This is a genomic window from Pseudomonas sp. BN417, from assembly GCF_029871205.1.
Lineage (GTDB): Bacteria > Pseudomonadota > Gammaproteobacteria > Pseudomonadales > Pseudomonadaceae > Metapseudomonas.
In genome coordinates this window covers 1-20,493 of sequence record NZ_SSOJ01000156.1, presented here as the reverse complement: position 1 = coordinate 20,493, position 20,493 = coordinate 1, and the positions used below count along the sequence as shown (strand labels likewise).

Below are 20,493 nucleotides of genomic sequence, written 5' to 3'. Positions count from 1 at the left end.
CGCATTGTGCGGGTTGGGCGACTCATGAGAAAGCACTGCTGGACATTTGTAGGATGGGTGGAGCGTAGCGATACCCATCAATCGCTGCGATGGGTATCGCGTTGCTCCACCCATCCTACGGTTCTGGCTCAGAACTGCTCCAGCGCCAGCAGGTCGGCCAGGGGCTGGCGGCGGCGGATCAGGCGGGTCTCGTCGCCGTCCACCAGCACCTCCGGCAGCAGCGGGCGGCTGTTGTAGTTGGACGACATGGAAGCACCATAGGCGCCGGTGTCGTGGATCAGCAGCAGGTCGCCGACCTGGGCCGCCGGCAGCGCGCGCGGTGCCACCAGGCCACCGTCGTGCTGGGTGAAGACGTCGCCGGACTCGCACAGCGGGCCAGCCACCACGGTCGGACGCTGCGGGGCGCTGACCGGGTTGCCGGCATCGTCCAGCAGGCTCATGGCGTGGAAGCTGCCGTACATCGAGGGACGCATCAGGTCGTTGAAGCCGGCATCGACCATGACGAAGTGATTGTTGCCAACGTCCTTGGTCGCACGGACTTCGCTGAGCAGGCAGCCGGACTCGGCCACCAGGAAGCGGCCCGGTTCCAGCTCCAGGCGCACCGGGTGCCTGACGATGCCCTCGATCTGGCGGCGGGCCTGGTTCCACAGCTCGGCGTAGCGCGGGATATCCACCACCGGGTCGCCGTCGCGGTACGGGATGGACAGGCCGCCGCCGGCGGAAATGGCCTCCAGGTCGCAGCCCAGGTCGCGCACCGCGTCGACCATGGCGCCGCAGACCTGCTCCAGGTGGCTGTAGTCCACCCCGGAGCCGATGTGCATGTGCAGGCCGACCAGCGTCAGGCCGTAGTTGCGAATCACCGCCATCGCGGCGTCCAGCTGGCTGTGCCAGATACCGTGCTTGCTGTTCTCGCCGCCGGTGTTGGTCTTCTGGCTGTGGCCGTGGCCGAAACCGGGGTTGATGCGCAGCCAGACGCGGTGGCCGGGGCTTTCCTGGCCGAGCTGGGTGAGCATGTCGATGGAGCCGACGTTGACCTCGATGCCCAGTTCCACGGCGCGCGCCAGGGTGGCGCGGTCGAGCAGGTCGCAGGTCAGCACCACGCCGGCCGGTTCGCCCTTGGGCGAGTAGCCGGCCAGCAGCGCGCGTTCGATCTCGCCGAGGGACACCGCATCCACCTGCACGCCCTGTTCGCGCATCAGGCGCAGGATGCTCAGGTTGGAGCAGGCTTTCTGGGCGAAGCGGATCACATCGAAGCCCTTGAGCTGGGCAATGCGTTCACGGATCACCGCGGCGTCGTAGCACCAGAGCGGGGTGCCGTGTTCACGGACGAGGTTGGCGAGGGTGGCGGCGGGAATGTTCGGGCGCATGGCGGCCTCCAGAATCGGGATGGCGTCATGATGGCGAGGCTTGGCGATTCAATAAAATACCAATTTATCCATTCACCATTCATTATTGATATGGATTGACACCTGTAGCCGAGTGCCGCCATGGACCTTTCCATCCGCCATATCGAAGTCTTCCGCGCGGTGATGACCGCCGGCAGCGTGACCGGCGCCGCGCGCCTGCTGTTCACCTCGCAACCCACGGTGAGTCGCGAGCTGGCGCGCTTCGAGCACCTGCTGGGCTTTCGCCTGTTCGACCGCGAGGGCGGCCGCCTGGCGCCCACCGCCCAGGGCCTGGCGCTGTTCGACGAAGTGCAGCGCTCCTATTCCGGACTGGAACGCATAGTCGGCGCGGCCCAGGCCATCCGCCGCTTCGACCAGGGCCAGCTGGCGATCACCGGCCTGCCGGTGTTCGCCCAGACCCTGCTGCCGGGCTTCTGCCAGGCCTTCCTCGAACGTCACCCCGGCGTGCGCCTGGCCATCAGCGCCCAGGAATCGCCGCTGCTGGAGGAATCCCTGAGCGGCCAGCGGCATGACCTGGGGCTTTCGGAAACCGACATCCTGCCGCGCGGCACCCGGGGTTCGACGCTGTTCGCCGCGGATATGGTCTGCGTGCTGCCCGAAGGCCATGAACTGCTGGCCAAACCCGAGCTGGCCCTGGCGGACTTCCATGACCGGCCCTTCATCAGCCTGGCCGGCCTGGATATCTACCGGCAGAGCCTGGATGCCCACTTCCTCGCCGCCGGGGTCGAACGGCGAATGGTGGTGGAAACCAGCACCGCGGCCTCCGTCTGCGCCATGGTCCGCCAGGGCCTGGGCCTGGCCATCGTCAACCCGCTGAGCGCCCTGGACGAGGCCGGGCGCGGGCTGCAGGTCCGCCGCCTGAGCACGTCGATCCCCTTCCGGGTGCAACTGATCCGCCCCGAGCACCGCCCCTCCTCGGCCCTGGTGGATGAGGCGGAAGCCGTGCTGCACCAGCAGGCCCGACAGATGATCCGGGTGCTGGAGGATCGCCTCGGTCGGCTGGATTGATATGCCCTTTTTGGGTTCCACGCGAATGTCAGGGTACAGGTGGGGCTCACGTACGCATTGGCAATCCGGTGTGAGGGGGCTTGATGCTGCTGAGTTCAGCTCATTGCCGCGTGGGCTTCGGGTTTCTGTTTCGCCCTCCCGGGCGAGTCACTTCTTTCAAACGCCAAAGAAGTAACCAAGAACGCTCGCCCCTGCATCCGGCCCCGGCTTCGCCGGGGTCCCCTCGCTCCATCGTTGCTCCGGGGGCACGGCGTGAGGGGCCATCCATGGCCCCACACGCCTCTCGCGGCATCCATGCCGCTCATCCCCCTGCACAACGATTCCACTCGGCCTCCTGACGGGGCAGAGTCGCTGCCCCACCTCTTCTACACAGGTTCAGGCAATGACCAGGCATCAGGATTGCTGCGCCCTGTCAGGCGCGAGTCACCCCTCTCCACTTCAGGGAGAGGGGCCGGGGGTGAGGGAAGCTACCGGCTGCACTGTGCCAAACCAGGGCTCTCACAAAATCTTGCCAATCCAGTGTGCATTTCATCTGCTCGAATTTCCTTGAAGGCCCCTATCCGCGACAGGCCGAAGTACCAACAATGACAGTCCGGCCTGTTTCGGGCCGGGCTGAACAATTCGAGGCAAGCAGAAAATGAAATCCCCCGGCGGCATGCTGCTGACAGGTATCGAGCTGGATCGCGGCAGCACCGTTCCCCTCTACCGCCAGCTCTACCTCCAGGTGCGCAAGCAGATCCTCGCTGGGCGCCTGCCGGGCGGTACGCGCCTGCCCTCCACGCGCACCCTGTGCAAGGAGCTGGAGCTGTCGCGAATCACCATACTCAACGCCTTCGACGAGTTGACCGCCGAAGGCTTCCTGGCACCGCGCACCGGCGCCGGCACCTATGTCGGGGACGAGTGGGAACGCCGCGACGCCGCCGCCGACGGCCCACGCAAGCCACCGCGCCTGTCGAGCCTGGGGCAGTCGGTGCACTCGCTGCGCAGCGAGCATTTCAGCGGGGTGTCCTACGCCACCTGGGCGCCCGAATGCCCGACTTCCTTCCTGCCCAGCCACCCGGCCTACGATGCCTTCCCGCTGCCGGTGTGGAAGCGCCTGATGAACCGTCACCTGCGCCAACCGACCAAGGCGCTGCTCGGCTATGGCGAACTCAAGGGCTTGCAGCGCCTGCGCGAGGCGATAGTCGAGTACGTCTTCGACGCCCGTGGCATCGAGTGCAGCCTGGACCAGGTGGTGATCGTCTCCGGCGCCCAGCAGGCCTTCAACCTGCTCGGCATGCTGCTGCTCGACCCGCAGGACGGCGTGTGGATGGAAGATCCCGGCCATATCGCCGCGCGAATCGCCTTCCAGGCCCAGGGCTGCCGCCTGGTGCCGCTGCGCATCGACGACCAGGGCCTGGACGTGCAGCAGGGCCTGCGCGAATGCCCCGATGCCCGCCTGGCCTTCACCACGCCCTCGCGCCAGCACCCGCTGGGCACCACCATGAGCTACGCCCGCCGCCAGGAGCTGATCGAGTGGGCCGGCCGTGGCCACGGCTGGATAGTCGAGGACGACTGCGACAGCGAGTTCCGCTACGTCGGCCGTCCCTTGCCGGCACTCTTCGCCATGGACCCGTGGCAGAAGGTCATCTACGTCGGCACCTTCAGCAAGGTGCTCTACCCGTCCCTGCGGCTGGGTTATGTGATCCTCCCCGAGGCGCTGGTCGAGCCCTTCTGCGCCATCCGCGCGGTGATGGACCGCAGCCCCTCCACCCTGCACCAGGAAACCACCGCCGACTTCATGATCGAGGGCCACTTCCTCGGCCACATCCGTCGCATGCGCGCGCTTTACCAGGGCCGCCAGGCGCGCCTGCTGGAGCAGTTGCAGCGCCGCCTGGGCGGCTTCATGCGAGTCGCCCCCGTGGAGGCCGGCCTGCACCTGATCGGCTGGCTGGATGACGCCGCGGATGAAGACGCCATCGCCCTTGGCCTCGCCCGGCAGGAGATCTACACCTATGCCCTCGGCGACTACTGCCTCAAGCGCTACCTGCCGCCGGGACTGCTCATCGGCTTTGCCGGCACCCCCGAGGAACAGGCCGCGCAGAAGGTCGAGGCGCTGGCGCGGGCCTTGGAGAAGCTGGGCCATCGGCTGTAGCGACCAGCCCCCAAAGTGGTCATAACAATTAAAAAATAATGGCTATATCGATAGCGCCATTCCGGAGAGATAAAGGCAGCGCCGGGCAAACCGGCACCTTTTTCAGGAATGACAAGAATGAACGCTATCCAAGCCCGCTTTGCGACCCTGCTGCGCCACAACGCCAGCAGCGAGGCCCCGCCACCGCCGCTGACCCCCACCCTGGCCCAGCGGCTCCTCGAACGCCTCGACGGCATCCGCCTGTTCGCCCATGGCTACCCGCTGCTGACCAACCTGACCCTCGGCCGGCTCAAGCCGGAGGACATGCTGGACTTCGCCTACCGCCACGAACTGCAGGGCCTCAGCCTGCACCTGCTGGACGGCGAGGAGAACAGCCTGTCGCAGATGGGCCCCGCCGAGCTCCAGGCCTTCGCCGACAAGGCCCGCGCCCTGGGCCTGGACCTGCACCTGGAAATCAGCAGCACCCGCCGTGAAGACGTCGACCAGGTGGTAGCCATCGCCCGAGCCGTCGGCACCCGCAACATCCGCGTTTACTCGCGCTACGAGGGCCACCTGTCGCGGGTCATGGGACTGATCGAGGCGGACCTCCGCTACCTCGGCCAGCTCGCCGACCAGCACGACCTGCATTTCGACTTCGAGCAGCACGAAGAACTCAAGAGCTTCGAGATCGCGCAGCTGCTGCGCCAGGTCGGCAACCCGCGCCTGAACGCGCTGTTCGACTTCGGCAACATGATCAACGCCTGCGAGCAACCGCTGCCTGCGCTACAGGCCCTGGCCCCGCATATCCGCCAGGTGCACCTCAAGGGCGTGCGCATCGTTCCCGAGCAGAACGGTTTCGGCCACTACGGCGTGCTGCACGGCAGCCTCGATGACGACCTGCCCGGCGCGCGGATGCTGTTCGAGCTGCTGATGCTCGGCGAGCGGGAGCCCCAGGTGATCGCCTTCATCCTGGAGCAGGAAAACCACTACATCGCCCCCTCGTTCCGCCAGTCCGACGAAGCCGAAGACCCCTTCATCCCCTACCGGGAGATGAGTGAAACCGCCTTGCCGCCGGGCTACACGGCCGACCGCATGATGGCCGACGAACAGCGTTGGGCGAACAACCAGATCCGCCATGTGCGCGGGCTGCTCACCGAGCTGCGCGTGCTGGCCGAACTCACCCTGGCCGAGGCCGGCCAATCCCCTGCCTGAGCCGTCAGCGGCGACAGGTGAGATCTCAATCCGGAAACTGTGGAGAACAACAATGACAGCACAGGCCAAGGCCAAGTGGCTCCGCTTCCTGGTCCTCGTCCTCGGCGGCGGGACCATCTACAAGCTGGCGAACCTGAAGGACGCCTTCTACGTGCCCATGCAGGAATACATGGGCCTGACCCACACCGAGATCGGTACCCTGCTCAGCGCCAACGCGATCATCGCCACCGCGCTGTTCGTGGTCGGCGGCTTCCTGGCGGACCGCTTCGACACCCGCAAACTGATACCCCTGGGCCTGATCGGCACCGGCGCCCTGGGCCTGTACCTGGCCACCTTCCCCGGTTACAGCCAGTTGCTGATCGTGTTCAGCCTGTTCGCCATCTGCGCGGACTGCATCTACTGGCCGGCGCTGCTCAAGGCCATCCGCAATCTCGGCGACGATACCGAGCAGGGGCGGATGTTCGGTTTCCTCGAGGGCGGCCGCGGCGTCGTCGACACCCTGGTGGCTTTCTCCGCCCTGGGCGTGTTCGTCGCCATGGGCTCCGGCGAAGACGGCCTGAAGTCGGCCATCCTGTTCTACTCGGTGATCGACATCGGCGCCGGCCTGCTCACCTGGTTCCTGCTCAAGGAGAGCAAGCAAGGCGCTGCCAGCAAAGAAACCATCGGCCTGGCCGGGCTGCTGGAAGCCGTGCGCGTCCCGGGTATCTGGCTGGTCAGCCTCAACGTGTTCATGGTCTACATCGTGTACTGCGGCCTGACCTACTTCATCCCCTACCTGAAGGACATGTACCACTTGCCGGTGGCCCTGGTGGGCGCCTACGGCATCATCAACCAGTACTTCCTCAAGGTTCTGGGTGGTCCGGCCGGCGGCTTCATGGCGGACAAACTGGTCAAAAGCCCGAGCCGTTACCTGAAGTGGGCTTTCCTGGCGCTGCTGCCGCTGATGGCGGTGATCCTGACGATTCCCAAGGGCGAGAGCTTCATCTATGCCGGCATGGCCGCCACCCTGTCGTTCGCGCTGATCGTCTTCACCATGCGCGGCGTGTTCTGGGCACCCATGAGCGAGGTGGGGATACCCTCGCGCATCACCGGCTCGGCCTTCGGCATCGGCTGCCTGATCGGCTATGCACCGGGCATGTTCGCCTACGTGATCTACGGCGCCATCCTCGACCACTTCCCGGGGGAGCAGGGCTACACCTACGTGTTCACCCTGATGAGCGGGCTGGCGGTGATCGGCTTCATGGTCTCCAGCCTGCTGCACCGGGCAGTGCAGAAGCGCGTTCACGGCCTGCCGGGCGAGGCGGTGACACTGGGCTGACCGAGTGGCCTGAAACGAAGAAGCCAGCCTTGCGGCTGGCTTCTTCTTTGGGGCAGGCATCTTCCGGTAGGAACCAGGCGTTACGGCTTCACGCTGCTCTTCACATTGCTCGGCACGTTCGTCGATGTGCTGGCCGGCGCGTTGGTCTGCACGGTCGCCTGGCCCAGCTTGCTGTCCTCGTACTTGCGGTAGTTCTTCGCCGCCGCCGGCACCTTGCCGCTGTAGCCGGTTTCCAGCCAACGACGCATGCGGGTAGCGTCGGCCATGTGGGTGTAGCGGCCAAAGGCGTCCAGCAGCACCAGCGCCATCGGGCGCGAATTCACCTTCGTCAGCATCACCAGGCAGTGTCCGGCTTCATCGGTGAAGCCGGTCTTGGTCAGCTGGATGCTCCAGTCCGGCTTGCGCACCAGGCCGTTGGTATTGCGGAAACCCAGGCTGTAGCGCGGCTTGATGAAACTGACCACCTTGGCCGAGGTGGTGCTGTATTGGGTCATCAGCGGGTACTTGCGGGTTTCCTTCAGCAGGCGCACCAGGTCGTTGGCGGTGGAGACGTTGAATTGCGACAGCCCGGTCGGCTCGACATAGCGGGTGCCACTCATGCCCAGGGCCTTGGCCTTGGCGTTCATCGCAGCGATGAAGGCCGAATAGCCGCCCGGATAGTTGTGAGCCAGGGTAGAGGTGGCGCGGTTCTCCGAGGACATCAGGGCGATATGCAGGAGTTCGCCACGGCTGAGCTGACTGCCCAGGCGCACGCGCGAGTAGACCCCTTTCATTTCCCTGTTCTCGCGGATGGTGACGGTGAGCACTTCGCCCAGCGGCTGCTTGGCTTCCAGAACGACCACCGCAACCATCAGCTTGGTCACCGAGGCGATGGGCATTACCCGGCCGGCGTTGCGCGAGTAAACGACTTTGTCGGTGGCGAGGTCGACCAGCACGGCACTGCGGGAGGAAATCTGCAGTTTTGCCGGGTCACGAACCGGCAAGGGCGGTTCTTGCGCCTGGGCCGGAGCACCTGCGAGCATGAAAAAGCAGGAGCTTAGAACAAAAAGTTTGGTGATCGAACTGCGGATTCTCACGATTCATCCAAAGAAAAATGGGGCAAGGGAAGGTCTGCTGCACAAATGAAGTATAGGAACGAAGGCGCCTACGTACTCAGCACCTTCGGTCGGCGGGGCGCGATTTTGCGCCAATCGTCGGAGGCTTGCCACTGGTGCCGGCTCCACGGCGCCAGGCGGAGCAAATCATGCCGGTAGGCCCCCTCAGTTCCTCAGCACAGCGCCGCGCTCGGCCAGCAGCTGGCGCAGCAGCGAGCGGTGGCAGCGGTCCTCGTTCTCGCAGTAGCAACCCACGGCGAACTGGCTGCTGTGGGACAGCGCCGCGAGCAGGTCGAGCACCCGGGCGCCTTCGCCGCCTTCCATCTCCGCGCGGTAGCGCTTGGCGAAGCGCGCCCAGTCGGCGTCGCTTTCCGCCGCCTTGCCCTCGGCCATCAGCTCGGCGCTGGGCGCCAGCAGCGGCAACCAGGTGTCGTAGTAGTCGCGGCTGGCGAACTCGGCCTTGGGGACACCCCGCGGCGGCCGCCGCACCGTGCCGATGCGCAGCCCCTCATCGGCGCCGCGCGGCGTGCCCAGCTGGACGATACTGATGCTCATCTCCCCTCCTCCCTAGCGGCTGCTGCTGGGCAGTTCGCGGAAATCCTCGCTCCGGTCCATGGCCTGGAGGGCCTCCAGCAGCTTGGCCGTGGGTGTGACCAACTTGCGCTGCTCCAGGTCGAACCAGCCAACGGTGGAGGTCACCCGCGCCGCCAGGGTGCCGCTGCGGAAGAACTCGTTGCGCAGCAGCATCCGGCTGCCATCGGCCGATAGGCCGGCGGCGCTCATGGTGATCTGCAGTTCATCGAGCAGGTGGCACTCGCGGAAGTACTCGATCTCGTCCTTCATCACCACAGGTCCCAGGCGCAGGCGGCGGAACTCGGACATTGGGAAGCCGAAGTCGGCGAAATACATCATGCGTACATCGGCGGACTTGTCGAGGTAGGCGGTGTTGCGCATGTGGGAATTGAAGTCCATGTCGCCCCAGCCGGCGGTGAGGGTCTTCTGGTACATGAGGGGTCTCCGGGGTCGTGCAGTGGTGGCATCCACTGTATGGCGACCGGGCCCTCTGCAATACTGGCGCGATTGACAACTTTGGTAGCGATCGCGCCATGAAGATCACCGTCCTCGCCCTCGAAGGGGTTTTCGACACCGGCCTCGCCGCCGTGCTCGACGCCCTGACCACCGCCAACGAACTGTCCGCCCTGCATGGCCTGCCTTGTCCGCAGTTCGAGCTGGCCCTGGCCGGGGTGCGGCCCGAGGTGAGCAGCTCCCTGGGCTTCGGCGTGCCGGTACGCCCGGTACGCGACTGCCCGGCGCCGGACTGGGTGATAGTCCCGGCCATGGGCTACAAGATGCCCGGACCGCTGCAGGAAGCCTTGGCGCGCCCGGACGTGGCCGACGCCGTCAGCGCCCTGCGCGGCTGGGCTGCCGGCGGAACGCGCATCGCCGCCGCCTGCATCGGCACCTTTGTGCTGGCGGAAACCGGCCTGCTGGATGGCCATGAAGCCACCACCACCTGGTGGCTGACGCCGTTGTTCCGGCAACGTTATCCACAGGTGCAGCTGGACGCCGGGCGCATGATCGTCAGCGCCGGCCAGTTGGTGACAGCCGGCGCCGCCCTCAGCCACCTGGACCTGACCCTCTGGCTGATCCGCCAGACCAGCCCGGAACTGGCCGCCCTGGTGGCGCGCTACCTGATCGTCGACTCGCGCCCCTCGCAGTCGGCCTATGCCCTCTCCGACCACCTGGCCCATGCCGACCCGCTGGTGCAGCGCTTCGACCGCTGGGTACGCGAGCGCCTGGCAGGAGGGTTCAACCTGGATGCGGCGGCCCGGGATCTGGCTACCAGCAAGCGCACCCTCGCCCGGCGCATCCACGAAGTGCTGGGCAAGACGCCCCTGGCCTATGTCCAGGACCTGCGCATCGAGCGCGCCGTGCATCTGCTCAAGACCAGCGAGCACAGCGTCGACCAGGTCGCCGCCCTGGTGGGCTACGCCGACGGCGTGACCCTGCGCACCCTGCTGCGCAAACGGCTGGGCAAGGGCATCCGCGAACTGCGCGCCGGTTGAACCAGCGGCCCCGCGCTCAGGCGGGCTGGCCGAACCAGCTGGAGATCACCTTGAACTGCTCGGGGATGGGCGCCGTGACCGTCTCGAATACGCGCCGGTAGCCGGTGGCGAGAATCTGCCAGGCCCCGTCGCGCTTGACGTATTCGTCCTGGTAGAGGGCCGTGCCGTGCACCATCCAGCCGTTCTCCGTGTCGATCACATGGTCCTCCAGGTACCAGGTGCCCCGGGCCCGATCTGGCGCGACCAACTCGATCTCCGGGTGGTGCCCCTGATGCTTGGACAGCAGGGTCGGCCGGTCCATCAGGCCACGCAGGCCCGCCACGAACCCGGCACGACCGGAAAAGGCGTACTTGCCGCTGTCCAGCGCGGTGGTCACGTCCTCGGCCACGCAGGTTTCGAACAAGGCCCAGTCATGGCAGTCGATCGCCCTGAAGTAGCGGTACTTCAGCTGTTTGATCTGCTCGATTTCCAGAAAGGTTTCAACGCTGTCGGCCATCTCTGCTGCTCCATGTAAGGGGAACGCCCAACCTAATCGTCACTCCCCGGTCGCTCATCGTCCGAGGGGACTAGCGCCCCGCGCGGCGGGCAATAGTCCGATCGGCCGATGCCCCTCTGCCCCGGCGATGCGAGCTTCCCCGCACCTGCAACTGCGCAGGCCAAACAAGGAGGCTCATGGCATGTCCGAGGCATCGCACAAGCAAGCGCTCTATGAACTCGTCTGTCGTTATGCACAGGCGGTGGATCAACGCGACTGGGCGGCACTGGCCCGCCTGTTCGCTCCCGACGCGGTCCTCAAGGGGCCGGGTTTCAGCTTCGATGGCGTGGCGGCCATCGTCGACGGCATGAATGGCCTGGGCCGCTTCAGCGTCACCCAGCACCATGTCCACAACCACCTGGCCGAGGTGGACGAACTGGAGGCCAGCGCCGAAACCTACTGCGTCGCCAACCACCTGTATGACGCCGATGGCGTCGTTCGCAAGCTCGACTGGGGCATCCGCTACCGCGACCGCTTCGCCTGCATCGACGGCCTCTGGCGCATCACCCGGCGGGAGCTGCTGCTGGACTGGAGCCAGGACCTGCCCTTGCAAGGGGCCACGCCATGAAGGCGCCCCTCGCAGGCAAGACCGCCCTGATCACCGGCGGCACCGGCGCCCTGGCCAAGGCCTGTGCCCTGGCCTTGATCAAGGATGGCGCCAGCGTGGTGCTGACCGCGCGGCGCGCCGAAGCACTGGCCGAGGCGCGCGCCTACTTGCTCGAGCTGGTGCCCGACGCCCAGGTCGAATGCTGCGTCGGCGACGCCTGCCAGGAGGACGACCTGCTGCGCGCCCTGGACCAGGCATACGGCCTGCAGCAGCGCCTGGATATCCTGGTCCCCACGGTGGGAGGCGGCGGCTTCCGTCCGCTGCTGCAGCATGACCCGGCCAGCTTCGGCGCCGAACTGAACACCAACCTGATCAGCGCCTTCCTCGCCATCCGCCACGGCGCCCCGCTGATGGCCCGCAACGGCGGCGGCGCCATCGTCTGCATCTCGTCCACCGCTGCGCAGATGACCTTCCGCTGGCTGTCGTCCTACTGCACCGCCAAGGCCGCCCTGGAAAGCCTGGTGCGCTGTGCGGCGGAAGAACTGGCCAGTGCCGGCATCCGCGTCAACTCGGTGCGCCCGGGCCTGTTCCACAGCGAAGCCACCAGCGACCTGTTCGACACCCCCGAGCTGTGCCGGCCCTTCCTCGACGAGGTGCCTCTAGGCCGTCTCGGCAAGCCCGAGGACATTGCCGGGGCTGTGCGCTATCTGGCCGGACCCGAGGCAGGCTGGACCACCGGCCAGAGCCTGGCCATCGACGGCGGCAATGAACTGCGCCGCAATCCCCAACTGGACCACCTGATTTCGGCCATCTATGGCGAAGACGCCTTGCGCGCCGCCCTGGCCGGCCAGGAACCCCCAAGGAGCCCCGCATGAAACGCGTGCAAGACAAAGTCGTACTGATTACCGGCGCCGCCAGCGGCGTCGGCAAGGCCGATGCCCTGTTGCTGGCCGCCGAAGGCGCCCGCGTGGTGCTCGCCGACATCGACCGCGTGGCCGGCGAAGCCCTGGCTGCGGAGATTGGCGCCGGCGCCCTGTTCGTCGAACTGGACGTCGCCGAGGAAGCGCACTGGCAACGCACGATCGCCCAGACCCTGGCACGCTTTGGCCGTCTCGATGTGCTGGTCAACAACGCCGCCATCTGCCCGCTCGGCACTGTCGAGGAGGCAAGCCTGGCGCAGTGGCGCAGCGTGATGCGGGTGAACGCTGACGGATACTTCCTCGGCTGCAAGTACGGCATCGAGGCGATGAAGCGAAACGAAAGTGGCGGTTCGATCATCATGATGTCCTCGATAGCGGCCCTCGGTGGCCTGCCCCCGATGTGCGCCTACAGTGCCTCCAAGGGCGCGGTCACCGCGTTGACCCGCAGCGTGGCGGTGCACTGCAAGAACAGCGGTTACCGCATTCGCTGCAACTCGATCCACCCCGACGGCATCTGGACACCCATGACCCAGGCCCTGGTGCCGAATCTGGACCCGGTCGCGCTGGGCATCGGCGACAACCCCATGGCGCGCATGTGCATGCCCGAGGACGTGGCCAACCTGGTGCTGTTCCTCGCCTCGGACGAATCGCGCTTCATCAACGGTGCCGAGTTGCGCATCGACAACGCGCAACTGATCTCCGGAATCGCCGGCAACTAAGGAGTTATCCACAATGAAGATGCTGCAAGACAAGGTGGCGCTGGTCACCGGCGGCGGCCAGGGCGTCGGCCAGGGCATCGCCTATGCGCTCGCGACCGAGGGCGCCCGCGTGGCCGTTGCCGGCCGCACCGTCGCGACCCTGGAAGAAACCTGCGCGGAGATCCGCCGTCGCGGCGGTACCGCCCTGGCGGTCGCGTGCGACGTGATGAGCCAGACGGACATCGACCGCTGCGTCGCCCAGGTGGTTGAGGCCTTCGGCGGCCTGAACATCCTGGTCAACAACGCCCACATCGTGCCACTGGGACGCATCCTCGACGTCACCGACGAGACCTTCATGCAAGGCATCGACTCCGGGCCCATAGCCACCCTGCGCCTGATGCGCGCCTGCTATCCGCACCTCAAGGGCGACGGCGCAGTGGTCAACCTGGCCTCCTCCGCGGCTGTGCGCTGGGACGCCTCGGGCTACGGTCACTATGCCGCCACCAAGGAGGCGATCCGCTCCCTCAGCCGGAGCGCCGCCTGCGAATGGGGCGTGGACGGCATCCGCGTCAACGTCATCGCCCCCCACGCCCTCTCGCCCGGCCTGCGTGGCTGGATCGAAGGCAACCCGAAGGAGGCGGAAGCCTTCTTCAGCAGCATTCCACTGCGCCGCGTCGGCGACTGTGAACACGACATCGGCCGCACCGTGGCCTTCCTGGTCAGCGACAACGCTCGCTACCTGACCGGCGCCACCATCCCGCTGGATGGCGGCCAGGCCTATTGGGGTTAATCAAGGAGAAACGCATGCAACGTTTGGCAAACAAGGTCGCCATCATTACCGGCGGCGCGCGCGGCATGGGCGCGCAAACCTCGCGCCTGTTCGTCGAGGAAGGTGCAACTGTGGTCATCGCCGACCTGCTGGAAAGCGAAGGCCAGGCGCTGGCCGCGGAACTGGGCGACAGGGCCAGTTTCCACCGCCTGGATGTGAGCGACGAAGAGGGCTGGCAACGCCTGGTCGGCGAGACCGTGGAGCGCCACGGCCGTATCGACGTGCTGGTGAACAATGCCGCCGTGCTGGTGTTCGGCGCCATCGAACAGCTGTCCAAGGCCCAGTTCGAGCGCGCCCTGTCCATCAACCTCACCGGCACCTTCCTCGGTATCCACAGCGTGGCCCCGATCATGCGCGAGCAGCGCAGCGGCTCCATCGTCAACATCTCGTCCGTGGATGGCCTGCGCGGGGTGAATGCCCTGGCGGCCTATGTGTCGAGCAAGTGGGGCGTGCGCGGCCTGACCAAGGTCGCGGCGCTGGAGCTCGGTCCGCATGGCGTGCGGGTCAACTCGGTGCATCCGGGTGGCGTGGATACCGTCATGTCCAACCCCACTGGCACGACGCGGGAAGCGCTCGCAGAGCAATACCGCATGGTGCCGCTGCAGCGCATCGGCGCGCCGGAGGAAGTCGCCCGCGCCACGCTGTTCCTCGCCAGCGACGAGGCCAGTTACTGCAACGGCAGCGAGCTGTCGGTGGATGGCGGGATGGTGGCCGGCTTCTACTACCAGGGCCTGCCCGGCTCGCCGATCTGAGTTGGCGGGTGGAAACGGAAAGGCCCGCGATTGCGGGCCTTTTTCATTCATCGGTTCTCGGTGGTCGTGGATGGGTCGGGATCCTGGCGGGGTGCTTTTCCTGTAGGGGGAATTCATTCGCCAAGCAGGCCACAGGTTTGCCCTGCGGAGTCCGAGCAGGGCACAGCATCCCTCACCCCCGGCCCCTCTCCCAGCGGTAGAGGGGTGACTCGCGCCGGCACCTCCATGCGCCCCTGCGCTTTTCTGTGGGGGCGAATTCATTCGCGTTGCAGGCCGCAGGTCTGCGCAGGGCTCAACATCCCTCTCCCCCGGCCCCTCTCCCAGAGGTAGAGGGGTGACTCGCGCCGGCACCTCCATGCGCTCCTGCGCTTCCCTGTGGGGGCGAATTCATTCGCGAAAGCGGGCCGAAGGCCCGCCCCTCAGCCCCGATACTGCGCCACCACCTCATTCACCGCGCGCTGGATGTCATTGCGCACATACCCCAGCAGCGCTGTCTCGGCAGCGTCCGGCTCGTAGCTGACGGTATTGCCACGGCCGGTATAGAGGGCCATGTCCGGCAGCAGCGGGTGTTCCTGGTCCAGCGATGGGACCTCGGCGTCGTTGCCGGCGGCGCGCAGGAAGGTCTCGAAGTACTCCGCGTAACTGAGGTTCTCGTCCCCCACCAGGTACGCCTTGCCGGACTCGCCATGCAGCAGCGCGCCGAGGATCGCCTGGGACAGCGAACGGGTGGAGATGAAGTTGCTGCCGCCAGCCGGACCATAGAACGGCAGAGGCGCGAACTTGCCTTCGGCATAACGGGTGTAGGCCTCGAACATATCCACTTTCAAGCCGGGTACGGCGCCCACCACGAAAGGCGCGTTGACGCTGCACACCTTGAAGTCCGGAGCGGAAAGCGCACGCACGGCCTGGTCGGACAGATGCCGCGAACGGACGTAAGGAATGCTGTCGATCAATTCCGGCGCCACCTGCGGATAGAAACTCCCCACCAGCACCGCCTGCTTGATGCCCGCACTGCGGGCCAGTTCGAAGAAGCGCGGGATGGCCTCCACGTTGGCGCGCTGCCAGTGGGCGTCGAGGTCGCCGCCCTGCGGGGCGTGGCGGATATCGCTGCCGGCAGCGAATACCAGGGCGTCGTAACCCGCCAGGTCGTCACGGCTGAAGGTGCCGGCGACATAGTCCCCCTGCAGCTGCTTGAGCTCGGCCAAGGCACTGCCGGCAGCGGCCGGTTTGCGACCGCCAATGGTCACGTCGTGCCCATCGGCTTTGAGGTAAAGCGCCGCGTGGCCGCCGATCAGGCCGGTTCCACCAATCACAAGAATCTTCATCGCTTGGTCACTCCTGTTGGGGCCTGGTTTCAAGCCCCTGGGTTGAGGCACCGGGGCAAGGGCCCGGTAACGGATCGATCAGATCACCCGAGCCGGGTGCTGCGGGCGCGGCGCGCCAAGCATCTCGCGGTAGGACGGCGGCTGGCGGCCCTCGGCTTCGGTGATGCCGTAACCCTGCGCCACTTCGGCGGTGATCAGGGTCTGGCCGGACAATGTCTGGAGGTTCGGATCGCCCAGCAGAGCATGGATGACTCGGCCGTTGAACTCCGGGGTCTCCGCCATGGCGAGGAACTCCTCGTACTGGTCCGCACGCTCGGCGCCGGCGATGGCGGTACGTTCGGTGCGCTGCGGGCCCAGCCACAGCGATACGGCGGCGACACCGGTGTTCTCCAGATCGATGGCCATATCGGCGGCGAACTTGTCCACGCCCGCCTTCTGCGCGCCGTAGGCCGGGCCGTGCATGTAGCAGCCCGCGCCGAAGGAGGAGACGAAGGTGATCAACCCGTGGCCGTTCTTCACCAGCAACGGCGCGGCGTGATAGCAGGCGACATAGGCCGAGCGCAGGCCGATGTCGAGGATGTCCACCATCTCCAGGGACTTCTCCCAGAAGGGACCTGGATCGATCAGGTTCTCGTGGATGAAGGTGGCATTGTTCACCAGCAGGTCGAGGCGGCCCTGCTCACGTTCGACGCGGGCGAAGAGCTCACGCACCTGTTCGTCATCACGGTGGTCGCAGGGCACGGCGATGCCCTTGCCACCCGCGCGCGTCACGGCTTCGGCGGTTTCCGCCAGGCTCCCGGGCAAGGGTTTGCCGCGCAGCTGGCTGTTGCTCTGGGTGGCCGAGCGGCCGCTCAGGTAGACGGTCATGCCCGCCGCGCCAAGGGCGATGGCAATGCCCTTGCCGACGCCACGGCTGGCGCCGGTGACCACGGCGACCTGGTTATTCTTCGCGTTCATCTGGGGTTCCTTCTTGCAGTCAGCGAATGCTGGAGGCTCAGAAATTGAAACCGTTGCCGGTAATCACCGGAACGTTGGTCCAGGTGCCTTTCGCATCGCGGTACCAGCCGGCTGCGGCCAGGGCGCCGCCATCCACATGCAGGGTGGTGCCGGTGACCCAGCCCGACAGCGGGCTGGCGAGGAACAGCGCGGCTCCGGCCATGTCTTCCGGCTGGCCGAAGCGGCCCAGCGGAATCCAGTTCGGCATCTGCGCGCGGTGCTCGGGGGCGATCATCAGCGACATGGGCAGTTGCGGGGTTTCGGTCGACTCGGGGGCGATCTGGTTGACGCGGATGCCCACCGGCCCCAGCTCCAGCGCCAGGCTCTTGGTGAAGCCGCCGATGGCGGCCTTGAACGCGGCATAGACGCTGCAGTTGGGAATACCGCGGAAGGCTTCGATGGACGACAGGCTGATGATGCTGCCGCCGGCGCCCTGGCGGCGCAGCAGTGGCAGCATGGCGCGGGTCACGCGGAAGATGTGCTGCAGGTTGACCGCGTAGAGACGGTCGATGTCGTCATCGCTGTAGGCATCGAACGGCTTGGCGATCATCAGCGAATCACCGACATTGTTGACCAGCACGTCGAGCCCGCCGAAGCGCGCCTCCACCTGTTCGGCCAGCGAGGCCACCTGGGCCCCATCGGTGACATCGGCCTGTACCACCAGCGCCTCCCCGCCCTGGCTGGCCAGCCAGTCGCACAGGGCGGCGGCACGCTCGGCGTCCACTTCGGCGACCGCCAATCGGGCCCCGGCGCGGGCGAAGGCCTCGACTATGGCCCGCCCGATGCCCACGCCACCGCCGGTGACCAGGACGGTCTTGCCTGCGAAATCGATCATCTCGTCTACCTCTTGTTGTTAGTCGTTGTGGGAGCGAATTCATTCGCGAAGGGCCGCCAGGCGGCCCCGGATTCAGGAGGACAGGCCTTCGGCCTGTTTCGCGAATGAATTCGCTCCTGCAGGCGCAGAGCCGTGGATGTGCTCGGCCGCGCGGAACCCGAAGACCATGGCCGGTCCGATGGTGGAGCCGGCGCCGGGGTAGGTGCGGCCCATCATCGAGGCGGCGGTGTTGCCGATGGCATAGAGACCTGCGATGGGCGTGCCGTCTTCGCGCAGCACGCGAGCCTGCACGTCGGTGAGCAGGCCACCCTTGGTGCCGATATCGCCGGCGTCGATCCTCACCGCGTAGAAGGGCGCTTTCAGCAGGGGCGCCAGGCAGGGGTTGGGCTGCACGGTCGGGTCGCCGTAGTAGCGGTCGAACAGCGAATCGCCCTTGTTGAAATCCAGGTCCTTGCCCGCCTCGGCCATGGGGTTGAAACGATCCAGGGTGCGCATCAGGCCGGCCGAGTCGACGCCGATCTTGCCGGCCAGTTCCTGCAGGCTATCGGCCTTGTGGTAGTAGCTCAGCAGGTGCTTCGGCAGGCGGCTGTCGGGCATGGCATAGCCGGGCAACAGCGCGCCACAGGGATACTTGCGGCGGAAATCGGCATCGAAGATCAGCCAGCACGGCACGCTGGTGGCGCCCTCGCGGTTGTTTTCGTACATGGCGTAGACGATGTCGGTATAGGGTGCGGCTTCGTTGACGAAGCGCTGGCCCGCCGAGTTGACCATGATGCAGCCGGGCAAAGTGCGCTCGACGAACAGCGCGCGCTGTTTCTCCTCGCCCTCGACATGGGTGGTCGGCGCCCACCAGCTGTGTCCCATCAGCGCCGTGCTGGCGCCCAGGGCCTGGCCCGCGCGGATCGCATCACCGGTGTTGTAGGGCGGCGTCGCGCTCCAGTCGCTGCGCGACGGCTGTGGGTGGTATTGCGCACGCATCGCCTGGTTGCGCTCGAATCCACCGGCCCCCAGCACCACGCCACGCCGGGCCTGGATGCGCAGGCGCACACCATCACGAACCACTTCAGCGCCAACGACCCGACCGTCTTCCTCGATCAGGCGCTCCAGCCGGCAGTCGAGCGTGAGCGGTACCTGGCGGTCCATCAGCGAGCAGCGCAGAGCGGCGATCAGGGCATTGCCCAGGGTGAGGAAGCGGTCGCGCCTGGAACGCAGGCGCCAGCCCAGGTCGCGCCAGTAGCGCCAGAGCACCCTCAAGGTCAGCCCGACCCAGCCGGGGCCCCGGCACAGCAGCACCCTGGCCTCCTTCATGGTCATGGTCATGCGGCCCATCATCAGCGTGCCGGGGGATGGCTCGCGCAGGCGCAGGAACTCTTCGCCCAGCTCACGGGCATCGAACGGCAGCGGATCCATGGAGCGGAAACCGGGCTTGCCGCCTTCCACCTCCGGGTAGTAATCGGCATAGGCCGCCTGGGCCTCGAAGCGTACGCGGGAGTGCTGTTCGAGATACTCGATCGCCCGGTGGCCATGTTCGACATAGGCCTCGATACGGCCATCGTCGATCTCGTCATGGGTAACGGTGCGGATGTAGCGGACGGCCTCCTCGGCCGAATCCTGGCCACCCACGGCAGCGATGCGGTGGTTGCAGGGAATCCAGATGCCGCCACCGGAAATCGCCGAGGTGCCACCGAAACGGTCGCTCTTTTCCACCACCTGGACCTGCAGTCCAAGGTCGTGTGCACGCAGCGCGGCGGTCATCGCACCGGCTCCCGAACCCACCACCAGTACGTCGCAACTTTGATCCCATTGCGGGCTATTCGCGCTCATCGGGCTTGCTCCCTTGTTGTTGTTCGTGGTGCGCAATCAGCCCGGATTCTCAGTGCGCCCCTGACACACAACATCGTCCGTTGGGACTAAGCGCGACGGCGCCAACCGACCGCTCAGCCCGTTCGGAGTGCAAGTGCCGATGGATAGTCTTTTTGGACGATGTTGTGCCTCGACCGCGACCACATAGTCACGTCGCCACACTCAACTCAACCCTGGGCCTGGCGAACCAAGCTGTGCCCAGCGACGCCGAGAGCGACATGATGATAAAAACAACAAGACGCCAACCCCGTAATCCCTTGCAGTTCGCGATCCGCGTTGCACTGCTTGGCTTGGCCACCGGCTGCGCAAGCCAGGTCCAGGCGCTGTCGTTCCAGCCCAACGAAGACCTCAAGCTCGACTGGAACACCACGCTCACCTATGGCCTCGCGTGGCGTACCGAGTCCCGCGATCACGCCTTGTCCAACGGTTTCCCGAACCCGGCCATCGCCAACATCGACGACGGCAACAACGCCTTCGACAAGGGCAGCCTGATCACCAACCGCTCCAGTTTCCTCACCGAGGCCAACTTCAACTGGAAGGAGGACTTCGGCCTGTTCATGCGTGCCAGCGGCTTCTACGACGACGTTTACAACCGCAGCAACGACAACCACACCGGCACCTCCAACTGCTTCGCCGGCGGCCGCTGCTCGCAACCCAACCACTTCCCCCACGACACTATCGACCAGCATGGCAAGGACATCCGCCTGCTCGATGCCTATGTCTATGGCGCCTGGGACCTCGGCGGGCACAACCTCAACCTGCGCGTCGGCGACCAGGTCGTGAGCTGGGGTGAGAGCCTGTTCATCGGCAACGGCATTTCCGGCGCCATGGCCCCGGTTGATGCAACCAAGGCCAACACCCCCGGGGTGGAACTCAAGGAACTCTTCCTGCCGGTAGGCCAGGTATTCGGCCAGATCGACCTGACCGACAGCCTCAGCTTGCAGGCCTACTACCAGTACAAGTGGGAGAAGACCGA

Annotated in this window: 20 protein-coding genes; 11 read left to right on the top strand and 9 right to left on the bottom strand. The window is 66.3% G+C overall.

The genetic code is table 11. The features are described from left to right. Nucleotides 1–128: 128 nt before the first annotated feature. Nucleotides 129–1,367 (bottom strand): diaminopimelate decarboxylase, encoded by a 1,239-nt coding sequence (lysA, locus tag E8F11_RS25330; RefSeq protein WP_280291672.1) that lies wholly within the window; start codon nucleotides 1,365–1,367, stop codon nucleotides 129–131. A 120-nt stretch (nucleotides 1,368–1,487) separates the two neighbouring features. Between lysA and E8F11_RS25325 the strand changes: the two genes are divergently transcribed. The 4 genes from E8F11_RS25325 to E8F11_RS25310 all read left to right on the top strand — a co-directional run bounded on the left by E8F11_RS25325 (nucleotide 1,488) and on the right by E8F11_RS25310 (nucleotide 7,057). Then, on the top strand, nucleotides 1,488–2,414 hold the full coding sequence (locus E8F11_RS25325; protein WP_280291671.1) for a LysR family transcriptional regulator: 927 nt from the start codon (nucleotides 1,488–1,490) through the stop codon (nucleotides 2,412–2,414). Between the two features lie 637 nt (nucleotides 2,415–3,051). After that, nucleotides 3,052–4,548: a PLP-dependent aminotransferase family protein gene (locus E8F11_RS25320; protein ID WP_280291670.1), complete on the top strand. Its 1,497-nt coding sequence runs from the start codon at nucleotides 3,052–3,054 to the stop codon at nucleotides 4,546–4,548. Between the two features lie 117 nt (nucleotides 4,549–4,665). Continuing rightward, on the top strand, nucleotides 4,666–5,739 hold the full coding sequence (locus E8F11_RS25315; protein ID WP_280291669.1) for a TIM barrel protein: 1,074 nt from the start codon (nucleotides 4,666–4,668) through the stop codon (nucleotides 5,737–5,739). Nucleotides 5,740–5,791: 52 nt separating this feature from the next. Beyond that, nucleotides 5,792–7,057 (top strand): MFS transporter, encoded by a 1,266-nt coding sequence (locus E8F11_RS25310; RefSeq protein WP_280291668.1) that lies wholly within the window; start codon nucleotides 5,792–5,794, stop codon nucleotides 7,055–7,057. Between the two features lie 80 nt (nucleotides 7,058–7,137). Here the strand turns inward: E8F11_RS25310 and pbpG are convergent, their stop codons facing one another. From pbpG to E8F11_RS25295, 3 genes are all read right to left on the bottom strand, one after another. After that, the gene (pbpG, locus tag E8F11_RS25305) at nucleotides 7,138–8,079 is read right to left on the bottom strand and encodes a D-alanyl-D-alanine endopeptidase (protein WP_280291667.1); all 942 of its coding nucleotides are present in this window, start codon (nucleotides 8,077–8,079) and stop codon (nucleotides 7,138–7,140) included. Between the two features lie 237 nt (nucleotides 8,080–8,316). Continuing rightward, entirely contained in the window at nucleotides 8,317–8,706 is a 390-nt protein-coding gene (locus tag E8F11_RS25300) for a DUF488 family protein (RefSeq protein ID WP_280291666.1), read from the bottom strand. A gap of 12 nt (nucleotides 8,707–8,718) precedes the next feature. Then, nucleotides 8,719–9,159, bottom strand: coding sequence for a thioesterase family protein (locus E8F11_RS25295; RefSeq protein ID WP_280291665.1), 441 nt, complete (start codon nucleotides 9,157–9,159; stop codon nucleotides 8,719–8,721). Between the two features lie 98 nt (nucleotides 9,160–9,257). Here E8F11_RS25295 and E8F11_RS25290 point away from each other — a divergent pair, with 98 nt between their 5' ends. Beyond that, nucleotides 9,258–10,217 carry a helix-turn-helix domain-containing protein gene (locus E8F11_RS25290; protein WP_280291664.1) on the top strand — a complete coding sequence of 320 codons (960 nt, stop codon included), beginning with the start codon at nucleotides 9,258–9,260 and terminating at the stop codon, nucleotides 10,215–10,217. 16 nt (nucleotides 10,218–10,233) lie between these two features. On the opposite strand, the gene E8F11_RS25285 is transcribed toward E8F11_RS25290, so the two are convergent. Beyond that, the gene (locus E8F11_RS25285; protein ID WP_280291663.1) at nucleotides 10,234–10,713 is read right to left on the bottom strand and encodes a nuclear transport factor 2 family protein; all 480 of its coding nucleotides are present in this window, start codon (nucleotides 10,711–10,713) and stop codon (nucleotides 10,234–10,236) included. Nucleotides 10,714–10,894: 181 nt separating this feature from the next. Here E8F11_RS25285 and E8F11_RS25280 point away from each other — a divergent pair, with 181 nt between their 5' ends. The 5 genes from E8F11_RS25280 to E8F11_RS25260 are packed head-to-tail and all read left to right on the top strand — an operon-like array spanning nucleotide 10,895 to nucleotide 14,498. Further along, on the top strand, nucleotides 10,895–11,320 hold the full coding sequence (locus E8F11_RS25280; protein ID WP_280291662.1) for a nuclear transport factor 2 family protein: 426 nt from the start codon (nucleotides 10,895–10,897) through the stop codon (nucleotides 11,318–11,320). Further along, a complete protein-coding gene (locus E8F11_RS25275) occupies nucleotides 11,317–12,174 on the top strand; it encodes an SDR family oxidoreductase (RefSeq protein WP_280291661.1) in 858 nt (285 codons plus the stop codon). Before E8F11_RS25280 ends, E8F11_RS25275 begins: the two co-directional genes overlap by 4 nt. Continuing rightward, the gene (locus E8F11_RS25270) at nucleotides 12,171–12,938 is read left to right on the top strand and encodes an SDR family oxidoreductase (protein WP_280291660.1); all 768 of its coding nucleotides are present in this window, start codon (nucleotides 12,171–12,173) and stop codon (nucleotides 12,936–12,938) included. The genes E8F11_RS25275 and E8F11_RS25270 overlap by 4 nt, the downstream gene beginning before the upstream one ends. Nucleotides 12,939–12,951: 13 nt before the next feature. Further along, the gene (locus tag E8F11_RS25265) at nucleotides 12,952–13,707 is read left to right on the top strand and encodes an SDR family oxidoreductase (RefSeq protein WP_280291659.1); all 756 of its coding nucleotides are present in this window, start codon (nucleotides 12,952–12,954) and stop codon (nucleotides 13,705–13,707) included. A 14-nt stretch (nucleotides 13,708–13,721) separates the two neighbouring features. Beyond that, the gene (locus E8F11_RS25260) at nucleotides 13,722–14,498 is read left to right on the top strand and encodes a glucose 1-dehydrogenase (RefSeq protein WP_280291658.1); all 777 of its coding nucleotides are present in this window, start codon (nucleotides 13,722–13,724) and stop codon (nucleotides 14,496–14,498) included. A 419-nt stretch (nucleotides 14,499–14,917) separates the two neighbouring features. Here the strand turns inward: E8F11_RS25260 and E8F11_RS25255 are convergent, their stop codons facing one another. The 4 genes from E8F11_RS25255 to E8F11_RS25240 form a co-directional block, all read right to left on the bottom strand. Beyond that, nucleotides 14,918–15,823 (bottom strand): NAD-dependent epimerase/dehydratase family protein, encoded by a 906-nt coding sequence (locus tag E8F11_RS25255; RefSeq protein ID WP_280291657.1) that lies wholly within the window; start codon nucleotides 15,821–15,823, stop codon nucleotides 14,918–14,920. A gap of 78 nt (nucleotides 15,824–15,901) precedes the next feature. Next, nucleotides 15,902–16,780, bottom strand: a complete 879-nt coding sequence (locus tag E8F11_RS25250; RefSeq protein WP_280291656.1) for an SDR family NAD(P)-dependent oxidoreductase — start codon at nucleotides 16,778–16,780, stop codon at nucleotides 15,902–15,904. 37 nt (nucleotides 16,781–16,817) lie between these two features. Then, complete coding sequence (locus E8F11_RS25245) at nucleotides 16,818–17,654, bottom strand: SDR family NAD(P)-dependent oxidoreductase (protein ID WP_280291655.1); 837 nt, start codon at nucleotides 17,652–17,654, stop codon at nucleotides 16,818–16,820. A 72-nt stretch (nucleotides 17,655–17,726) separates the two neighbouring features. Further along, the gene (locus tag E8F11_RS25240; RefSeq protein ID WP_280291654.1) at nucleotides 17,727–19,478 is read right to left on the bottom strand and encodes an FAD-binding protein; all 1,752 of its coding nucleotides are present in this window, start codon (nucleotides 19,476–19,478) and stop codon (nucleotides 17,727–17,729) included. 296 nt (nucleotides 19,479–19,774) lie between these two features. Here E8F11_RS25240 and E8F11_RS25235 point away from each other — a divergent pair. Next, on the top strand, nucleotides 19,775–20,493 hold a 719-nt coding region (locus tag E8F11_RS25235; RefSeq protein ID WP_280291653.1), incomplete at its 3' end, for a DUF1302 family protein.

Excerpts from the sequence above, each read along its gene's own strand:
- E8F11_RS25280 (WP_280291662.1), top strand. The coding sequence starts at position 10,895 with ATGTCCGAGGCATCGCACAAGCAAGCGCTCTATGAACTCGTCTGTCGT.
- E8F11_RS25325 (WP_280291671.1), top strand. The coding sequence starts at position 1,488 with ATGGACCTTTCCATCCGCCATATCGAAGTCTTCCGCGCGGTGATGACC.
- E8F11_RS25270 (WP_280291660.1), top strand. The coding sequence starts at position 12,171 with ATGAAACGCGTGCAAGACAAAGTCGTACTGATTACCGGCGCCGCCAGC.
- lysA (WP_280291672.1), bottom strand. The coding sequence starts at position 1,367 with ATGCGCCCGAACATTCCCGCCGCCACCCTCGCCAACCTCGTCCGTGAA.
- E8F11_RS25295 (WP_280291665.1), bottom strand. The coding sequence starts at position 9,159 with ATGTACCAGAAGACCCTCACCGCCGGCTGGGGCGACATGGACTTCAAT.
- pbpG (WP_280291667.1), bottom strand. The coding sequence starts at position 8,079 with ATGCTCGCAGGTGCTCCGGCCCAGGCGCAAGAACCGCCCTTGCCGGTT.
- E8F11_RS25300 (WP_280291666.1), bottom strand. The coding sequence starts at position 8,706 with ATGAGCATCAGTATCGTCCAGCTGGGCACGCCGCGCGGCGCCGATGAG.
- E8F11_RS25265 (WP_280291659.1), top strand. The coding sequence starts at position 12,952 with ATGAAGATGCTGCAAGACAAGGTGGCGCTGGTCACCGGCGGCGGCCAG.
- E8F11_RS25240 (WP_280291654.1), bottom strand. The coding sequence starts at position 19,478 with ATGAGCGCGAATAGCCCGCAATGGGATCAAAGTTGCGACGTACTGGTG.
- E8F11_RS25260 (WP_280291658.1), top strand. The coding sequence starts at position 13,722 with ATGCAACGTTTGGCAAACAAGGTCGCCATCATTACCGGCGGCGCGCGC.
- E8F11_RS25245 (WP_280291655.1), bottom strand. The coding sequence starts at position 17,654 with ATGATCGATTTCGCAGGCAAGACCGTCCTGGTCACCGGCGGTGGCGTG.
- E8F11_RS25315 (WP_280291669.1), top strand. The coding sequence starts at position 4,666 with ATGAACGCTATCCAAGCCCGCTTTGCGACCCTGCTGCGCCACAACGCC.
- E8F11_RS25275 (WP_280291661.1), top strand. The coding sequence starts at position 11,317 with ATGAAGGCGCCCCTCGCAGGCAAGACCGCCCTGATCACCGGCGGCACC.
- E8F11_RS25310 (WP_280291668.1), top strand. The coding sequence starts at position 5,792 with ATGACAGCACAGGCCAAGGCCAAGTGGCTCCGCTTCCTGGTCCTCGTC.
- E8F11_RS25320 (WP_280291670.1), top strand. The coding sequence starts at position 3,052 with ATGAAATCCCCCGGCGGCATGCTGCTGACAGGTATCGAGCTGGATCGC.
- E8F11_RS25255 (WP_280291657.1), bottom strand. The coding sequence starts at position 15,823 with ATGAAGATTCTTGTGATTGGTGGAACCGGCCTGATCGGCGGCCACGCG.
- E8F11_RS25250 (WP_280291656.1), bottom strand. The coding sequence starts at position 16,780 with ATGAACGCGAAGAATAACCAGGTCGCCGTGGTCACCGGCGCCAGCCGT.
- E8F11_RS25290 (WP_280291664.1), top strand. The coding sequence starts at position 9,258 with ATGAAGATCACCGTCCTCGCCCTCGAAGGGGTTTTCGACACCGGCCTC.
- E8F11_RS25285 (WP_280291663.1), bottom strand. The coding sequence starts at position 10,713 with ATGGCCGACAGCGTTGAAACCTTTCTGGAAATCGAGCAGATCAAACAG.